Below are 14,234 nucleotides of genomic sequence, written 5' to 3'. Positions count from 1 at the left end.
GGCGGGCTCCGGGGCTTTCTGGTCCTTGCTTAGCAGTGCAATGGACCGTCCGGCACGGTTTCCCAAACAACAGGCGACATTTTGATCCTCTTGCGGAACTGTCGCCCCAACACGACATAGCATATAGTATGGTGCCACAGAGATGAAAGAGGCCGAGGGGACTGCGTCGTGCTTTTTTCCTGCCTATAGGAGAAAATCATGCGCCGATCACCCAAAACCGCGAAAAATCAGCCGGATCGCGTCAAATGATGGATGACATTTACAACAATCGTATTCTCGACTTCGCCGGCAATATCCCGCGTATCGGGGTTCTGGAAAATGCCGATGCCGAAGCGGTTGCGCATTCGAAGCTTTGCGGCTCGAAGGTCCGGATCTGGCTGAAGATGGACGGCGACGTGGTCACGGATTTTGCCCATGACGTCAAGGCTTGCGCGCTCGGGCAGGCATCGTCGTCGATCATGGCTCGTCATGTCGTCGGCGCGCAGGCGAGCGAAATCCGAAAGGCCCGCGACGAGATGCTGGCGATGCTGAAGGCCGACGGGGAAGGTCCCTCTGGCCGTTTCGAGGACATGCGGTTCCTGAAGCCGGTGAAGGACTACAAGGCCCGGCACGCCTCGACCATGCTCACTTTCGATGCTGTCGTCGATGCGATCGGCCAGATCGAGGCCAGGCGTCTGGCGACGGCCGTCTGAGCCATGTGCCGGGATCCGCATTGCGAACATCCGCCCATGGCTGGCTCTGAGTCTGCGGGCGGCGGGCGCAACTGGTCCGGTCCTTTCCGCAGGACGCCGGGGCGCCTGCTTGGCATGGCCTTCATCCGTGCCTATCAGTTGACCCTTTCCAGTTTCATCGGCAATGCCTGCCGGCATCTGCCGACCTGTTCGGAATATGGCTATGAGGCAGTCGCACGCCACGGCCTGTGGGCCGGTGGTTGGATGACGCTTTTTCGCGTCGCGCGTTGTGGCCCGGGCGGAACCCATGGGTTCGACCCGGTGCCGGAGCGCCTGAAGGGCAGGCATCATTGGTATGCGCCGTGGCGCTACTGGCAGCCGCGGCCAAAGGGCGGATGAACGCGATGACGATCCCGATGGAATATCGGCAGGCTTCGGTCGATTTCGACCGCTTCATCACCGATGCCCGCGATATCTCAGGGCTCCAGACGACGAACCAGGCCTATACGATGGTTCAGGCCGTGCTGCAGACCTTTCGTCGTCGCCTGGATGTCGAGGATGCGATCCTGTTTGCCGACGTGCTGCCGCCGGTTCTAAGAGCGATCTTTATCGCCGAGTGGGATCTCGAAGAACCCACGAGCCCGTTTTCGGGAAGGACGGCTATGACGCTCGAAGTGCAAGCGCTGCGTGGAGACCACAATATTTCGCCGGATACGGCAATTGCCGATGTGGCGGCAGCCTTGCGGAAGAACGTCGACGAAGCGAAGCTCGATCGCGTATTGGCCCATTTGCCGGCCGGTGCCGCCGACTACTGGCGTGCATGAGCCAAGGAGTTCCCTGCGTGAACAGCTACGTCGCGCTGCTCTATAGTATCGTGCTCAGCGAAGGGCGGCGCGTTGTGATGGGTGATCTGAAAGCCATGGCCGAGCGGCTCGGTCACCGGTCACCGCGCACACTCGCCGCCACGGGCAACCTGTTGTTCGAAACGGACAGGGTTGCCGTCGGAGAGCTGGAGGCGGCGCTCGAGACGGCATTCGCCGAGACGTTCGGCCGGCAGGTCGACATCATCGTTCGTCCTGGTTCCGATTGGCTGAGGCTTGCCGCAGCCAATCCGTTTCGCGTTGAAGGCGAGGAGGACGGCACCCGCGTCCATGTTCGCGTGATGCGCGAGCCGCTTTCCGGCGCCGTGCCTTCGGATTTCGAACGCTATTGCACTGCCGGCGAGCGTCTGGCGGTCGTCGATGGCGACCTTTGGGTTCATTTCACCGGCCAGGCAAGCGAATCGAAACTGCTCGGCGCCTTGACCAAAAAACGTCTCCGCATCGGCACGTTCCGCAACTGGAACACGGTTAAGGGCCTCGCCGCGATGCTTCGTGCATCCTGCATGTTTCCTTAAATCCTATTCGATTTAAGGATAAAAACATGCAGCCATTCAAAGTGCTACAGCGACCTTTGCGCGTCTGATAAGACGCGCGGCGCTGTAGGCTGTCCTTGCCTTTACTCCGTTTCGAAAAACCTCTATCAGGCCTGCGTCAAATAGCCGGCGGAAGCCGGTCAGTCATACCACACCATACCACCCGCATTCGTTGGCGGGACTGGATAGGAGATCATGATGTCGAATCCCGTTTCCCTTACATTTCCTGATGGCTCCGTCCGCGAATACGCCCCGGGCACGACCGGGCGCGATGTCGCCGAGTCGATTTCGAAGTCGCTGGCCAAGAAGGCCGTCGCCATCGCGCTCGATGGCGAGCTGCGCGACTTGTCCGATACCATCGCCGATGGCCGCATCGAAATCGTCACCCGCGACGACAAGCGTTCGCTTGAGCTGATCCGCCACGATGCGGCGCACGTGATGGCGGAAGCCGTGCAGGAGCTGTGGCCGGGCACGCAGGTGACCATCGGACCGGTGATCGACAACGGCTTCTACTACGACTTTGCCAAGAACGAGCCCTTCACGCCCGACGACCTGCCGGTCATCGAGAAGCGCATGAAGGAGATCATCGCTCGCAACAAGCCGTTCACCAGGGAAGTCTGGCCGCGCGAAAAGGCACGCCAGGTCTTCGCCGACAAGGGCGAGGCCTACAAGGTAGAGCTGGTCGATGCGATCCCGGAGGGCCAGGATCTCAAGATCTACTATCAGGGCGACTGGTTCGACCTTTGCCGCGGCCCGCACATGGCCTCGACCGGCCAGATCGGTACGGCATTCAAGCTGATGAAGGTTGCCGGAGCCTATTGGCGCGGCGACAGCAACAACCCGATGCTGACCCGCATCTACGGCACGGCCTGGCATACCCAGGAAGAGCTTGACCAGTACCTGCATATCCTGGCCGAAGCGGAAAAGCGCGACCATCGCCGCCTCGGACGCGAGATGGATCTCTTCCATTTCCAGGAAGAGGGTCCGGGCGTCGTCTTCTGGCACGGCAAGGGTTGGCGTCTGTTCCAGACGCTGACGGCCTATATGCGCCGCCGGCTCGCCAACACCTATCAGGAAGTCAACGCGCCGCAGGTGCTCGACAAGTCGCTGTGGGAAACGTCCGGTCACTGGGGTTGGTACCGCGACAACATGTTCAAGGTGACGGTCGCCGGCGACGACACCGATGACGAGCGGGTCTTCGCGCTGAAGCCGATGAACTGCCCGGGTCATATCCAGATCTTCAAGCATGGCCTGAAGTCATACCGCGAACTGCCGGTGCGGTTGGCCGAATTCGGCAACGTCCATCGTTACGAGCCATCCGGTGCGCTGCACGGGCTGATGCGCGTGCGCGGGTTCACCCAGGATGATGCCCACGTCTTCTGCACCGACGAGCAGATGGCGGCCGAGTGCCTGCGCATCAACGATCTGATCCTTTCGGTCTACGAGGACTTCGGCTTCAAGGAAGTCGTCGTCAAGCTGTCGACCCGTCCGGATAAGCGCGTCGGTTCCGACGAGCTCTGGGATCGCGCCGAAAGCGTCATGACCGACGTGCTGAAGACGATCGAGGCGCAGTCCGAAGGCCGCATCAGGACCGGCATCCTGCCGGGCGAGGGCGCCTTCTACGGTCCGAAGTTCGAATATACACTGAAGGACGCGATCGGCCGCGAATGGCAGTGCGGCACGACACAGGTCGACTTCAACCTGCCGGAGCGCTTTGGCGCCTTCTATATCGACAAGGATTCCGAGAAGCGTCAGCCGGTGATGATCCACCGGGCGATCTGCGGTTCGATGGAACGCTTCCTCGGTATTCTGATCGAAAACTTCGCCGGCCACATGCCGCTGTGGATCTCGCCGCTGCAGGTCGTCGTCGCGACAATTACTTCCGAGGCAGACGACTATGGTCGCGAGGTCGCGGAGCTTCTGCGTGATGCCGGACTTACGGTCGAGACCGACTTCCGCAACGAGAAGATCAACTACAAGGTCCGTGAGCATTCGGTGACCAAGGTTCCGGTCATCGTCGTTTGCGGCAAGCGCGAGGCGGAAGAGCGTTCGGTCAACATCCGGCGTCTCGGCTCGCAGGCCCAGACGGCGATGTCGCTCGACGAGGCGATCGCTTCGCTCTCGGCTGAGGCCACGGCGCCTGATCTCAAGCGCAAGGCTGAAAAGAAAGCCCGGGGTTAACACCCCGGGACCTTCGCTCTGTCAGCAAACTGTCATATTAGCGGAATATCCGGATGCTACAGCGCCGCGCGTCTTATCAGACGCGCAAAGGTCGCCGTCGTACTTCGAGTTGCTGCATGTTCCTATCCTTAAACCGGGTACGATTTAAGGAAGCATGCAGGAGGCCATCCATCGGAGACTTCCGTGCAGTTCAAAGAGCTGTCTTACGCAAATGAAAATGACCGGCGCCTGAAGCGCTGGTTCATCCGCTCCATGGAGGGCCTGGCGGGTCGCAACCGATACGTCAAGCTTTACGCGCGTTGGCAATCCGACGTCGTCGGCAAGAGCGACCGGATCTTCGGCGAGATGCTGAAGCTGATCGATGTCCGCCTGCGGCTTCAGGGCGAATGGCCGCCTCGGCACCTGCCGGACACCCCCCTGGTTATCGTTGCCAATCATCCCTTCGGCATCGGCGATGGCATTGCCGTTCTGGCGCTTGCCGAGCAACTCGGCAGGCCGTTTCGGGTGCTGATCAACAACGAGCTGTTGAAGGTGCCGGAGATGGCGCCCTATTCGCTGCCGGTGTCCTTCGAGGAGACGAAGGAGGCCTTGGCGCTGAACATGGCGACGCGCCACGAAGCGGTGCGATTGCTGAAGGACGGCGTGACGATCGTGATCTTCCCGGCCGGCGGCGTAGCAACGGCGCGCTCGGGCTGGGGCAGGGCCGAGGATCTGCCGTGGAAGATCTTTCCGGCCAAGTTGATACAGGCCGCGCGCGCGAACGTCATACCGATCTATTTCGAGGGGCAGAACGGCCGCATCTTCCATCTCGCCAGCAAGGTCTCGCTGACGCTCAGGATCTCTCTCCTGATCCGCGAATTCCGAAGGCTGTCGGGCACGACGATCGCGGCCCGCATCGGGCATATCCTCACCTGGGAAGAGCTTTGCTTGCATGCTGACCGCAAGGATCTGCTCGGTCGCATCTACGAGGCGGTCTTTTCGATGGCACCGCCGCGTCGCCGTTTCCTCAAGCGTGCCGGCTGACGTAGCGTCAGGCGTGCCTGCCGCACGGTCAGCCTGGCGGCGTCAGATCAATCCTGTGCTTCCGCGGCTGCTTCCGGGCTTGCGGCCGCGCCGCCATTGGTCAGCAGCACTTCGATATCGGTGTTGACGCCGGCCTTCACCGTGAAATCGCGCTGGTAGATCTTGTTCTTGTTTCTTGCGACAGCCGTATAGTTGCCCTCGAGAAGAACCAGCGTCGGGAACGCCCCTTCCTCCTGGTCGACGATGTCGCCGGCCGAAGTCAGGATCGACCAGCCGGTGTCGGCGATGGCTTCGCCGCCCGGCTCGGAGACCAGCTTCAGCGTCAGCTTCGCAGCCTTGTGCTGGATCGTCGCTTCGGTCAGCTTGCCGGCTTCCACCTGGATGTCGGCCGTGATCACCGCATTTGTCGTGCCGTAGTTGGAGCTGACATGATAGGTGCCGGCGCCGAGGCGAAGGACGGTGCTGGGCTTCACGTCGGCGGCAATCAAGGCCCGTTCGCCATCGCTCTGCGTTTCGGACGAATAGATGGAGAAGCTGAGTTCGCCCGGCGGGATGCGCACATCGCTGCCTGAGACCGCATTCAACGTCATGCCGCCAGCATCAAGGACCAGTACCTGCTTGTCGAGCACGCCGTCTTCCGGGATGCGGATCTTGCGCGTCGCGGCCGCACGGCCAAATGCGACGTTGACGAAATACTCGCCCGGCACCAGGCTGAAGGCCGTCGATCCGCCTTCGGACGTCGCCAGCAGCGGCAGCTTGCCGTCGCTTCCGGGGATCGGGCTGAACACGCGCCAGGTCAGGCCGGCCTCGACGGGCTGACCCTTGCCGGTCAGAAGCGCCTCGAGTTTCACGTCCTTCAGTGTGCCGCCCTGTGTCGGGTCGCTGGTCAGCGGACTGAAGCCGGTCAGCTTCTGCGTCTTGCCGGTGGTGGAAATGGAGGGAAAGCTCTCGAAGGCCTCCGTGGCGTCCTGCGCCAGGACGCTGCCGGCGGTGATGCTTGCGAGTGCGACCGCCAAACCGGTTCTGATGAAAATACGAGGGCAGGTGCGCATGAGAGCAGTTGACTTCCTGACTGGGTGACTCCACTTGAGACGCCGGTATGGCATTTTCGTGGCTGCCGGTCGGCGGCAAAATAGTGGAATTCACCCAATATGAAAACCGAAATAAAGCTCGTTGACTATCTCGCGTCCCGCCGGTCCATTCCCGCTTTTCAGATGGGTGAACCAGGACCCGGTAGAGCTGAAGTCGAGGAAATGCTGAAGCTCGCCTCGCGTGTGCCGGATCACGGCAAGCTCGCTCCGTGGCGGTTCATCGTTTACCGCGGCGAAGAGCGGGCGCGCATCAGCGCCGAACTGAAGACAATGGCACTCGCCAAGAAGCCCGATCTGTCTGACGAGATGATCAAGGTCGAGGAGACGCGGATGACGCGGGCTCCGGTCGTCGTTGCGGTCGTCAGCAAGGCAGCCCCGCATTTCAAGATCCCGGAATGGGAGCAGCAGATGTCGGCCGGTGCCGTTTGCCTCAACCTGCTTATGGCGGCCAATGCGCTCGGCTATGCCTCCAATTGGCTGACCGAATGGTACGCCTTCGACGAAGCTGCCTATCCGTTGCTCGGCGTTGAGCCGGGCGAGAAGATCGCCGGCTTTATCCACATCGGCACCGCTACGGTCCCGCCAACGGAGCGTCCACGCCCGGAACTGGCCGAGATCGTCACCTGGGTCGGAGAAGACGCCTGATGTTCTACGACACGGCCGCAAACAGGCATGGCCTGCCGCATGATCCGTTCAAGGCCATCGTCTCGCCGCGGCCGATCGGCTGGATCGGCACGCGCGCCACGGACGGCTCGCTGAATATCGCGCCCTATTCCTTTTTCAATGCGATCAGCGACCGGCCGAAACTCGTGATGTTTTCGTCGAGCGGCTACAAGGATTCGGTGCGCAACATCGAGGCCACCGGCGAATTCACCGCCAGCTTCGCCAGCCGGAATCTGAGCGAGGCGGTCAACAAGACCTCGATTGCAGCTCCCCATGGCGAGAGCGAGTTTACGATAGCCGGGTTGACGCCGGTTGACGGGACGTTGGTCAAGGCGCCGTTCGTGGGCGAGGCCTATGCGGCGCTGGAGTGCCGGATGACCGAGATGTTCCAGCCAAAGGGGCTCGATGGCGAGCCCTCGGACAATTACGTCGTCATCGGCCAGGTGGTCGGCATCCACATTCGCGACGAGGCGATCCGCGACGGTCGTTTCGACATGGCGACGGTCCGCCCGCTCGCCCGCCTCGGCTACATGGATTACTGCGACGGCGGCGACGTCTTCCAGATGGTGCGTCCCACGCGCTGAGGCGTGGGTAGTCGGAGGAAGCGTCAGCCGCCTGTATCCAGCCATGCCGCTTGCTCCGGCGAGCGGCAGACCACGGAAGAAAAGCCATTGGCGCGGCTGGCAGCGAAGGCGCGCCGGACGGCCTTTTCAGTCACTGCCGTTTGCGGCAGCATTTCGTAACAGCCAAGACCCGCTTCATGGGCGCGAAGAGCAGCAGCGGCGCGCCCGGCGGCGATTGGTGCGACCAGAACCTCATCCTGCGGCTCCTTCGATGGTCTGCAGCCGATAGCCGCCGCCAGCGCAGAGGCATCGAAAATAATTCCTTCGAGACGCGGCGAGCTTTCGCCAAGGGAGTAGGGCGAAAGTACGCTTTCGGGGACCGAGCCATATTCGGCAAGGATAGCGACCTGCTGCAGGCGATTGCCTACGTTCGCCTCCGCGACGCGCAGCATGACATCGAGCCTCTGCACATCTGCGCGGCTCCGGCATCCGGAAAGCAGGACGCCGCTAATGTCGTTGCGAAGAAGCGAGGCCATGTCCTCCGCTGCCAGGCGGTTGATTGGAGCGATCCGTGCGAAGACACGGCAGGCACCGCGCGCGACTGCCACCAGCTGAGCTAGTGCATCGTCACCAAAACCGAGATCGACAATAATGCCATCGAAAGCGTTGAGATCGACGGACGTCGGTAGCGGCGCGCCGGCGCTCTGAAACAGCAGTGGTTTCATGGTTTTGAAGCGGTTAACGGACATGGTGAACCAATCTTAAACCTTTGCCGGCTAGGCTTCCAACATCAGGTGGCTTTGGGTGTCTAGTGGGGCGTCGGTGATCATACAAGCATTTCTTCGCTGGGTGGAGACGGCGAGAACGGGCGATCGTGCCCGCGCTGCCCGGGCCCTCGGTCGCGCCTATGTCGACGCGCAGATGAACGGTATTGATCGTCAGGCTGCCGAAATGGCAATGACCTTTCTGCTCGACGATCCCTCTCCGAAGGTACGTTCGGCTCTGGCCGAAGTGCTCGCGCCATCCTCCGATATTCCTCGTGCCATCATTCTCGGGCTTGCCGAAGACCAGCCGGAAATCGCCTACATCGTCATTTCCCGCTCGCCTGTTCTGACCGACGAGGACCTTGTCGATCTTGCAGCCCGGGGCTCGGTCGAGACACGGGCGCTGATTGCGGCCCGCGCATTCGTGTCACGTTCCGTCTCAGCCGCTATCGCTGAAATCGGCGGCGAAGAAGAAATGCTGATCCTGCTTGAAAATGGCGGTGCCCAGCTGCCGCGCCGGTCGTTGAAGCGGATCGCTGAGCGTCTCGGCTATTCCGCTGCCATCCGCGATCTGCTGCTGGACCGCGCCGACTTGCCAAGCGATGCCCGGCACGCGCTCGTCGAAGAGGTGGGGGCAGCTCTCGCCGCCTTCGGTCTGGTTCAGATGGCGATCGGAAAGACGCGGGTAGAGCGGATCACGCGCGAGGCCTGCGACGTCGCAGCGGTCGGCATGGCCGGCGCTTTGGCTGTGGATGAATTGCCTGACCTCGTCGCTCATCTGCGCGGGACCGGTCGCCTGACGCCGGCGTTCCTGTTGCATGCACTTGTCACCGGTCGGGCGGAGTTTTTCTCGGCAGCCATCGTCGATCTCTCTGGCGTCACGGAAAAGCGCGTTCGCTCGATCCTCTCGAGCGGCCGCATCCATTCCATTCGCGCCCTGTTCGAGAGCGCCGGCCTTGGGCGTGACGTCAGCGAAGCGTTCGCTGAGGCGGTCCTGCTCTGGCGCAAGGACGGCACGACCGGCACGGACGATTGTCGCGCCTCCGTCTGTGCCGCGCTGCTCGCAAGCTTGCACGGTCAAAGGGCGCCTTCGCCGGCCTGCAATGCAATGGCGGAAATTCTCGAGCGTCTGGCCTTTGCCGAGCAACGGCAGTCTGCCCGCGACTATGCCCAATTGGCCGCGCGCCAGGCCGCCTGACGTCAATTCGCCGAAAGGTCAGCCAGCCGTGCTGGCCGCCAAACCACGAGCGCCGAAAGCCTGATGAATGACCCCGCCTGATTGCGTCAGTCGGTGAACCGCCGCGCCACCCAGGAATAACCGTCCTCGATGTAGTGAACCGGCTTGCTGACCAGGGTCTTCAGCTTCTCACGGTCGGGAACGGCGCCGGAGAGAAACGCAAGGGCGCGCTTTGGCAGGGTCGGTTGCACCTCTGCTGCCTGCGGCGCCGGCGTCTCGGGCTGCGGAAGCGGAGCGACGACCTCCGGCTGCGGATCATTGGTGGCGAAGCCGGGGCCGGAACTCTCGCAGACGGCGACGACCACGGGATAGTTGGCATTGGAAAAGCGCGGCAACTGTTTCTGCGAATCCGTATCGCATTGGGCGATCGAGGGCCATGTCCCGTCGACCGTCGAGATATATTGGCACTGGCTGACGTCGTGGTCACAGCCAAGGATGGTCATAACGATCAGGGTGGCTTTCATGGTCTGGCTGTATCCATCTGGGCGCCGGTTGCACGACTTCTGCCTGTGTGATTCTTCCGGAATTAGGGCAATGGCCTGAACGCGCAGAAACAATTTGTTTCGCCGCGTCATTCGGATTGATGGGCAGGTCTGGTCCTTGCGCAATTTGACGTATTGGGTGCCGACCTAAAGGCCGTTAGTTTCGCTTCAGAACCGCAAACGAACCAAGCCATTGCCGAGGATAAAAATTGCCTGACGTCACGATCGCCGAAGAGTTACCACGCCAGCCGGAAATCCTGCGCCTTCTGGAAATGTCGGACGCCTATGCCGCATTGCTCTATCCTGCGGAAAGCAACCACCTTGTCGATGTGCCGACGCTGGAGAAGCCAAGCGTATCCTTCTTCGTCGCGCGTTTTGATGGAGTTGTCGTCGGTTGCTGCGCGCTGGTCGAAGCCGGCGATGGTTCGGCGGAGATCAACCGCATGTTCGTCGACCCGCTGGCGCGGGGACTGAAGGTCGGAAAGCGTTTGTTGCAGACAGTCGAGCGGCACGGCGAGAACTGCGGTCTTGATATCATCCGGCTTGAAACCGGTATTCACCAGCCGGAAGCAATCGGGCTCTACAGGAGCGCCGGATATGTCGAGCGCCCGCCTTTCGGCAACTACCAGCCGGATCCGCTGAGCCTGTTCATGGAGAAGGCGCTGCGCACACCTGCAGATCTCGATCGATAGTCGGAGCGGCGTCTTTGAAGGCGCCTCGCAAATGGGCAACGCCCGTCGTTTCGGGCGTGCCATTATCGGCTTCACCCACGGTGCCTATCTGCTTGTAAACACATAGGCACCGCGACGTCTCGGTCGATCAGATATCGAGATTATCCGCGAACACGGCGCGTTCTTGGATGAACCGGAAGCGTGCGTCGGCCTTGGTGCCCATCAGGCTGTCGACGGCTTCGCGCGTGCCTTCGAAATCGACGTCGTCGATTTGGACCTTGAGCAGCGTGCGGAACTTCGGATCCATTGTCGTTTCCTTGAGCTGCGCCGGCAGCATCTCGCCGAGACCTTTGAACCGGCCGACTTCGACCTTGCCGCGGCCGTTGAATTCGGTGCGCATCAGCTCTTCGCGATGGGCGTCGTCGCGGGCATAGAGCGTCTTCGAGCCCTGGCTCAGGCGGTAGAGCGGGGGTACGGCGAGATAGAGGTGGCCGCCGCGGATGAGCTCCGGCATCTCCTGGTAGAAGAAGGTGATCAGCAGCGAGGCGATGTGCGCGCCGTCGACGTCGGCGTCGGTCATGACGACGATGCGTTCGTAGCGCAGGTCCTCTTCCCGGTATTTGCTGCGAGTACCGCAGCCGAGCGCCTGGATCAGGTCGCCGATCTGCTGGTTGGCGCCCTGCTTTTCCCGACCGGCGCTGGCGACGTTGAGGATCTTGCCGCGAAGCGGCAGGATGGCCTGGTTCGCGCGGTTACGCGCCTGCTTGGCCGAGCCGCCAGCCGAATCCCCTTCGACGATGAAAAGTTCCGCACCTTCGGCTGTGTTCTGCGAGCAGTCGGCAAGCTTGCCGGGCAGGCGCAGCTTGCGCACCGCGGTCTTGCGGTTGACTTCCTTTTCCTTGCGGCGGCGGACGCGCTCGTCGGCGCGCTCGATCACCCATTCAAGCAGTTTTGCCGCCTCGGCCGGGTTGTCGGCAAGATAATGATCGAAAGGATCGCGCAGGGCGTTTTCGACGATGCGCTGTGCTTCGACGGTTGCCAGCTTGTCCTTCGTCTGGCCGACGAATTCCGGCTCGCGAATGAAGACCGAGAGCATGCCAGCGGCTGAAATCATCACGTCATCGGTGGTGATAATGGCGGCGCGCTTGTTCTGCGTCAGCTCGGCGTAATTCTTCAGACCCTTTGTGAGCGCGATGCGGAAACCTGCCTCGTGCGTCCCGCCTTCAGGCGTCGGAATGGTGTTGCAATAGGAATGGACTTGCTGGTCGCCACCATACCAGGTGACGGCCCATTCGAGCGATCCGTGGCCGTTCGACTTCTCGGACTTGCCGGCAAAGATCTCGCGGGTAACCGTGAACTCCTTTCCGAGCGTTGCGGCAAGATAGTCCTTCAGGCCGCCGGGGAAGTGGAACACCGCCCGGTCCGGTATCTCGGAGCCTTCCGGCAGCAGCGACGGATCACACGACCAGCGGATTTCGACGCCGCCGAAGAGATAGGCCTTCGAGCGTGCCATGCGGAACAGGCGCGCCGGCTCGAAGCGGGCATGCGGTCCGAAAATCTGCGGATCGGGATGAAACCGAACCCGCGTTCCGCGTCGGTTGTGGACGTCACCTAGCTCCTCCAGGCCACCCTGCGGCACGCCGCGCGAAAAGCGCTGGCGATAGAGCTTGCGATTTCTGGCAACCTCGACTTCGAGATCGTCCGACAGCGCGTTGACGACGGAGACGCCGACGCCGTGCAGACCGCCGGAAGTTTCATAGGCCTTGCCGTCGAACTTGCCGCCGGCATGCAGAACCGTCATGACGACTTCGAGCGTCGATTTGCCCGGGAATTTGGGATGGTTTTCGACCGGAATGCCGCGGCCGTTGTCGGTTACCGACAGATAGCCGTCGGCGTCGAGATGGACTTCGATGAAGTTGGCGTGCCCCGCCACCGCTTCGTCCATCGAGTTGTCGATGACTTCGGCGAAGAGATGGTGCAACGCCTTTTCATCGGTGCCGCCGATATACATGCCCGGACGCCGACGGACAGGCTCCAGCCCCTCCAGCACCTCGATCGCCGAAGCATCATAGTCGCCGCTGTCGCTGCCTTTGGGAGCAGGGCGCGGTTCTTCACGCGGAGCCGGCGCCGTTCGCGCAACAGGCGCGGCGTCTGCCACGACGGGCTTCGGTTGTTCGGGTATTGCGGAGAAGAGGTCGCTGTTGTCGTCCATGGGGCGTCTAGATCATTCCTGTCGTGCGGAGGTGCTGAAGGCCATAGCAAGACCTCGGTCTTGTCGCCATCCCCAGTCATTCGAATCACCCGAATTCTGCCAGACTCTTGCCGATTGTGCGAACAAAAGGAGAATGGCCGCGCCGGATGCCTGCAAAATAAAGCCTCTGCGTCGGCGTTTGTTACCAACTGTTGCTTTGCTGTCGGGCCGATGGCAAGGCTTTGCCGCGAACCAGGGAGCCCTTCGTTGTCCGTGTCCACAGCTGATTTTTGCTTTCGCCGGCTTGCCGCCATTTTTCTGTCCGTCGGCCTTTTTGCAAGCTCGATCGTTTGCGCCGAGGCGCAGGTGCTTAAGCCCTACAAGGACGATCTGTTTTCATACGGCAAGGTGCTGGAGGAGAGCGAGGGCGGTGACTACCGCGTCGTCGACTATCAGGAACTGCGCGATATCAATGAACGCGACGAAATTCCGGAGCGGCGCGTCAAACGCGCCTTCGTCTCGTTGGGTGTCAAAGGCGAGCAGGTCAACGAGACGCTCGATGTTGGCGGGCGCTCGCTCGACGTGACGCGCGTCGGTCGGGAGCGCGGCGCAGCATTCACCGTGATTTTCATCCATGGACGCGGGGGAGACCGGCGCCTCGGCGCCAATGATTTCTCCTTCGGCGGCAACTTCAATCGCCTGAAGAACCTCGCTGTCGCCAATGGGGGCGTTTATTACGCGCCGAGCGTGCGGTCCTTCGATGCGGCCGGGGCCGCGGACGTTGCAGGCCTGGTCAAACTTGCCGCCGAGCGCTCCGGCGGGAGACCTGTCGTGCTGGCCTGTGCCTCCATGGGCAGTTTCATTTGCTGGGGTGTGTCTCGTGACGCGGGCGCTGTGGCAGCGCTTGGCGGCATGATGATCATGGGCGGCGCTGCCGATCCTGATTTTACCAAGAGCGCCGCCTACAAGGCGAAATTGCCGATGTTCTTCAGCCATGGCAGCCGAGATAGTGTCTATCCGGCAGCGAGCCAGAAGGCGCTGTACAGCGCGTTGAAAGGGCAGGGCTATCCGGCCCGCTTCGTGCTCTTTGAGACCGGATCGCATGGAACGCCGGTCCGTATGACCGATTGGCGCGACGCCTTGAACTGGATCGGCAGCCGCTGACGGACATCGCTCGCGGCTCGGCATTTGTTAACCAGAACGGCAATTTCCGGGTGTAGGCGCGCTGCTTATTTCCACCTTTGAAAGTGATCGGCGCGATTATCCCCGGCAGATATTGCTGG

At 61.7% G+C, this 14,234-nt stretch carries 15 protein-coding genes; 11 read left to right on the top strand and 4 right to left on the bottom strand.

Annotated elements, in window-relative coordinates; translation table 11 throughout:
• The first annotated feature begins 245 nt into the window (after positions 1-245).
• From ASD02_RS24645 to ASD02_RS24620, 6 genes are all read left to right on the top strand, one after another.
• Positions 246-692, top strand: a complete 447-nt coding sequence (locus tag ASD02_RS24645; RefSeq protein WP_025426727.1) for an iron-sulfur cluster assembly scaffold protein — start codon at positions 246-248, stop codon at positions 690-692.
• A gap of 3 nt (positions 693-695) precedes the next feature.
• Complete coding sequence (yidD, locus tag ASD02_RS24640) at positions 696-1,070, top strand: membrane protein insertion efficiency factor YidD (protein ID WP_025426728.1); 375 nt, start codon at positions 696-698, stop codon at positions 1,068-1,070.
• On the top strand, positions 1,067-1,495 hold the full coding sequence (locus ASD02_RS24635) for a DUF2267 domain-containing protein (protein ID WP_025426729.1): 429 nt from the start codon (positions 1,067-1,069) through the stop codon (positions 1,493-1,495). The genes yidD and ASD02_RS24635 overlap by 4 nt, the downstream gene beginning before the upstream one ends.
• 17 nt (positions 1,496-1,512) lie before the next feature.
• Entirely contained in the window at positions 1,513-2,067 is a 555-nt protein-coding gene (locus ASD02_RS24630) for a DUF1697 domain-containing protein (RefSeq protein ID WP_057220551.1), read from the top strand.
• A gap of 216 nt (positions 2,068-2,283) precedes the next feature.
• Positions 2,284-4,266, top strand: coding sequence for a threonine--tRNA ligase (gene thrS / locus ASD02_RS24625; protein WP_025426731.1), 1,983 nt, complete (start codon positions 2,284-2,286; stop codon positions 4,264-4,266).
• A 183-nt stretch (positions 4,267-4,449) separates the two neighbouring features.
• Complete coding sequence (locus ASD02_RS24620; protein ID WP_025426732.1) at positions 4,450-5,289, top strand: lysophospholipid acyltransferase family protein; 840 nt, start codon at positions 4,450-4,452, stop codon at positions 5,287-5,289.
• Between the two features lie 47 nt (positions 5,290-5,336).
• Here the strand turns inward: ASD02_RS24620 and ASD02_RS24615 are convergent, their stop codons facing one another.
• Positions 5,337-6,341, bottom strand: a complete 1,005-nt coding sequence (locus ASD02_RS24615; protein ID WP_057205104.1) for a hypothetical protein — start codon at positions 6,339-6,341, stop codon at positions 5,337-5,339.
• A gap of 99 nt (positions 6,342-6,440) precedes the next feature.
• Between ASD02_RS24615 and ASD02_RS24610 the strand changes: the two genes are divergently transcribed.
• Both ASD02_RS24610 and ASD02_RS24605 read left to right on the top strand, forming a co-directional pair.
• Positions 6,441-7,025 (top strand): nitroreductase, encoded by a 585-nt coding sequence (locus tag ASD02_RS24610; protein WP_025426734.1) that lies wholly within the window; start codon positions 6,441-6,443, stop codon positions 7,023-7,025.
• Positions 7,025-7,627, top strand: a complete 603-nt coding sequence (locus ASD02_RS24605) for a flavin reductase family protein (protein WP_025426735.1) — start codon at positions 7,025-7,027, stop codon at positions 7,625-7,627. Before ASD02_RS24610 ends, ASD02_RS24605 begins: the two co-directional genes overlap by 1 nt.
• A 23-nt stretch (positions 7,628-7,650) precedes the next feature.
• Here ASD02_RS24605 and ASD02_RS24600 read toward each other — a convergent pair whose 3' ends face one another.
• Complete coding sequence (locus tag ASD02_RS24600; protein WP_025426736.1) at positions 7,651-8,355, bottom strand: aldolase/citrate lyase family protein; 705 nt, start codon at positions 8,353-8,355, stop codon at positions 7,651-7,653.
• Between the two features lie 73 nt (positions 8,356-8,428).
• On the opposite strand from ASD02_RS24600, the gene ASD02_RS24595 reads away from it, so the two are divergent.
• Positions 8,429-9,568, top strand: a complete 1,140-nt coding sequence (locus ASD02_RS24595) for a DUF2336 domain-containing protein (protein ID WP_057205100.1) — start codon at positions 8,429-8,431, stop codon at positions 9,566-9,568.
• Between the two features lie 86 nt (positions 9,569-9,654).
• On the opposite strand, the gene ASD02_RS24590 is transcribed toward ASD02_RS24595, so the two are convergent.
• Positions 9,655-10,071 carry a hypothetical protein gene (locus tag ASD02_RS24590; RefSeq protein ID WP_025426738.1) on the bottom strand — a complete coding sequence of 139 codons (417 nt, stop codon included), beginning with the start codon at positions 10,069-10,071 and terminating at the stop codon, positions 9,655-9,657.
• A gap of 227 nt (positions 10,072-10,298) precedes the next feature.
• Between ASD02_RS24590 and ASD02_RS24585 the strand changes: the two genes are divergently transcribed.
• The gene (locus ASD02_RS24585) at positions 10,299-10,781 is read left to right on the top strand and encodes a GNAT family N-acetyltransferase (RefSeq protein ID WP_057220550.1); all 483 of its coding nucleotides are present in this window, start codon (positions 10,299-10,301) and stop codon (positions 10,779-10,781) included.
• A 127-nt stretch (positions 10,782-10,908) separates the two neighbouring features.
• Here ASD02_RS24585 and parE read toward each other — a convergent pair whose 3' ends face one another.
• Positions 10,909-12,972 carry a DNA topoisomerase IV subunit B gene (gene parE, locus ASD02_RS24580; protein ID WP_025426740.1) on the bottom strand — a complete coding sequence of 688 codons (2,064 nt, stop codon included), beginning with the start codon at positions 12,970-12,972 and terminating at the stop codon, positions 10,909-10,911.
• A 210-nt stretch (positions 12,973-13,182) separates the two neighbouring features.
• Here parE and ASD02_RS24575 point away from each other — a divergent pair, with 210 nt between their 5' ends.
• Entirely contained in the window at positions 13,183-14,115 is a 933-nt protein-coding gene (locus tag ASD02_RS24575; protein ID WP_051509160.1) for a phospholipase, read from the top strand.
• Positions 14,116-14,234: the final 119 nt, after the last annotated feature.

The organism is Ensifer sp. Root1252, assembly GCF_001425885.1.
Classification (GTDB): Bacteria; Pseudomonadota; Alphaproteobacteria; order Rhizobiales; family Rhizobiaceae; genus Ensifer; species Ensifer canadensis.
This window is presented reverse-complemented; position numbering and strand designations above follow the sequence as displayed.

Coding starts and splice junctions, on each gene's coding strand:
- thrS (WP_025426731.1), top strand. CDS start 2,284: ATGTCGAATCCCGTTTCCCTTACATTTCCTGATGGCTCCGTCCGCGAA.
- ASD02_RS24615 (WP_057205104.1), bottom strand. CDS start 6,341: ATGCGCACCTGCCCTCGTATTTTCATCAGAACCGGTTTGGCGGTCGCA.
- ASD02_RS24645 (WP_025426727.1), top strand. CDS start 246: ATGATGGATGACATTTACAACAATCGTATTCTCGACTTCGCCGGCAAT.
- ASD02_RS24635 (WP_025426729.1), top strand. CDS start 1,067: ATGAACGCGATGACGATCCCGATGGAATATCGGCAGGCTTCGGTCGAT.
- ASD02_RS24575 (WP_051509160.1), top strand. CDS start 13,183: ATGGCAAGGCTTTGCCGCGAACCAGGGAGCCCTTCGTTGTCCGTGTCC.
- ASD02_RS24610 (WP_025426734.1), top strand. CDS start 6,441: ATGAAAACCGAAATAAAGCTCGTTGACTATCTCGCGTCCCGCCGGTCC.
- yidD (WP_025426728.1), top strand. CDS start 696: ATGTGCCGGGATCCGCATTGCGAACATCCGCCCATGGCTGGCTCTGAG.
- ASD02_RS24605 (WP_025426735.1), top strand. CDS start 7,025: ATGTTCTACGACACGGCCGCAAACAGGCATGGCCTGCCGCATGATCCG.
- ASD02_RS24600 (WP_025426736.1), bottom strand. CDS start 8,355: ATGTCCGTTAACCGCTTCAAAACCATGAAACCACTGCTGTTTCAGAGC.
- ASD02_RS24590 (WP_025426738.1), bottom strand. CDS start 10,071: ATGAAAGCCACCCTGATCGTTATGACCATCCTTGGCTGTGACCACGAC.
- parE (WP_025426740.1), bottom strand. CDS start 12,972: ATGGACGACAACAGCGACCTCTTCTCCGCAATACCCGAACAACCGAAG.